This window comes from Streptomyces sp. NPDC005195, assembly GCF_040608315.1.
In the GTDB taxonomy this organism is placed as follows: domain Bacteria; phylum Actinomycetota; class Actinomycetes; order Streptomycetales; family Streptomycetaceae; genus Streptomyces; species Streptomyces kaempferi.
In genome coordinates this window covers 1-2,234 of the sequence record NZ_JBEXHZ010000249.1, presented here as the reverse complement: position 1 = coordinate 2,234, position 2,234 = coordinate 1, and the positions used below count along the sequence as shown (strand labels likewise).

Here is a 2,234-nt window from a genome sequence, read left to right as displayed (position 1 = left end):
CATCAGGAACGTGGCCCTCATGCCCCTCCCGGCGCCGGCCCGGATCCGCGGCGGGAGGGCCGGTCCCCGAACGGGCCGCCGGACCCGGCGGCCCCCGTCCCCGGGCTCAGCGACCGGGTGACCGCATGGTGGAGAGTTCCTCGTTCAGGTCGGTGAGGAAGCGGAGCACCACGGCGAGTTCGTCCTCGCCGAACCGGTCGCGCACCCGCGCGGTGGCCTCGGCGAGCGGCCGGAAATGGGCGCGTGCCGCCGTCCTGGCCTCGGGGACGTAGTGGAGGTGGACCACCCTGCGGTCGGGACTCTCCCTGACCCGTCGGATGTGGCCCGCGCGTTCGAGCCGGTCGAGACAGGCCGTGACCGCGCCCGAGGTGAGCCCGAGGTGGTCGCGCAGCCGGCCGGGGGTGAGCGGCTCGGGCGCGTCGAGGATCGCGGCCAGCGCCTGCACGTCGGTCGCGTGCAGGCCCTGTTCACCGGCGAAGTCGTGGACCAGCCGGTTGATCTCCCCGTTCACGCGGCGCAGCCGCACCGCGAAGGCCTGGAGACCGGTCGCCTCGGCACGCTCCCGCCCCGGACCGCCCTCGGGGGCCGGGTCACCCGCTCGGTCGTCACCGTCGTCTCGTCTGGCCACGCGATCAGCCTATAGAAGTCCGCCGTCCGCCCCCTCGGGCATCCCCGGTCGCCGTAAAGGCCCCTCCCGCGCATCCACCGTCACCGCCCGCGTGGAAGGCATGACGAGGGGAGTACGGAAAGGGGGGACACGGCGAACGACGGAGGGACCCATGAGCGAGGACGACACCCGCCTGAGATGTCTGGTGACCGGTGCCACGGGCTACATCGGCGGGCGGCTGGTCCCCGAGCTGCTGGCGGAGGGACACCGGGTGCGCTGTCTCGCCCGCACCCCCGCCAAACTCCGCGACTACCCGTGGGCGGGCGAGGCGGACGTCGTACGGGGCGATGTCCTGGACGCCGACTCGGTGGCCGAGGCGATGCGGGACACGGATGTCGCGTACTACCTCGTCCACGCTCTCGGCACGGGCCGCGCCTTCGAGGCGACCGACCGCGAGGCGGCGCGGATCTTCGGTGAGCGGGCCCGCGCGGCCGGCGTCCGGCGGATCGTGTACCTGGGCGGGCTCACCCCGCAGGACGTACCGGAGACGGAACTGTCGCCGCATCTCAGGTCCCGCACCGAGGTCGGCCGCATCCTGCTGCGCTCCGGCGTGCCGACCACGGTCCTGCGGGCCGCGGTGATCATCGGCTCCGGCTCGGCGTCCTTCGAGATGCTGCGGTATCTGACGGAGCGACTGCCCGTGATGGTGACGCCGAGCTGGGTGCACACCCGCATCCAGCCGATGGGGGTGCGGGACGTGCTGCGCACCCTCGTCGGCAGCGCCCGCATGCCCGCGGACATCAACCGCACCTTCGACATCGGCGGCCCCGAGATCCTGACGTATCTGGAGATGATGCGGCGGTACGCGACCATCGCCGGGCTGCCCCGCAGGCTCATCTTCCCCGTGCCGGTGCTCACCCCCCGGCTGTCCAGTCACTGGGTCGGCCTGGTCACTCCGGTGCCCGCGTCCATCGCGCGCCCGCTCACCGAGTCGCTGCGGCACGAGGTCGTGTGCCACGAGCACGACATCGTGCGGTACGTGCCCGATCCGCCGGGGCGTCCGGTCGGCTTCGACGAGGCGGTGTCGCTGGCGCTGCAACGCGTGCGGGACGCGCAGGTCACCACGAGGTGGTCGTCGGCCTCGGTGCCCGGCGCGCCCAGCGATCCGCTCCCCACCGACCCCGACTGGGCGGGCGGCAGCCTCTACACCGACCGTCGCCGGCTGGCCGTGGACGCGCCGCGCGAGGCGTTGTGGAAGGTGATCGAGGGCATCGGCGGCGACAACGGCTGGTACTCCTTCCCCCTCGCCTGGGCCGTCCGCGGCTGGCTGGACCGTCTGGTGGGCGGTGTCGGTCTGCGGCGCGGGCGGCGCGACGCCGCGCGGCTGCGGGCGGGCGACTCGCTCGACTTCTGGCGGGTCGAGGAGATCGAGCCCGGTCATCTGCTGCGCTTGCGCGCCGAGATGCGGCTGCCGGGGCTGGCCTGGTTGGAGATGTACGCCGAGGCGGGCGACAACGGCGGGTCGCGCTACCGGCAGCGGGCCATGTTCCATCCGCACGGGCTGCTGGGGCACGCCTACTGGTGGAGTGTGTCGCCGTTCCACGCCGCCGTGTTCGGGGGCATGGCC

At 73.5% G+C, this 2,234-nt stretch carries 2 protein-coding genes; one reads left to right on the top strand and one right to left on the bottom strand.

The genetic code is table 11. The annotated features are described in order from the left end of the window. Positions 1-106: 106 nt before the first annotated feature. On the bottom strand, positions 107-628 hold the full coding sequence (locus ABZV34_RS38620; protein WP_356287712.1) for a MarR family winged helix-turn-helix transcriptional regulator: 522 nt from the start codon (positions 626-628) through the stop codon (positions 107-109). Between the two features lie 151 nt (positions 629-779). On the opposite strand from ABZV34_RS38620, the gene ABZV34_RS38615 reads away from it, so the two are divergent. Further along, positions 780-2,234: SDR family oxidoreductase (locus ABZV34_RS38615; RefSeq protein WP_356287709.1), on the top strand; the 1,455-nt coding region annotated here is incomplete at its 3' end.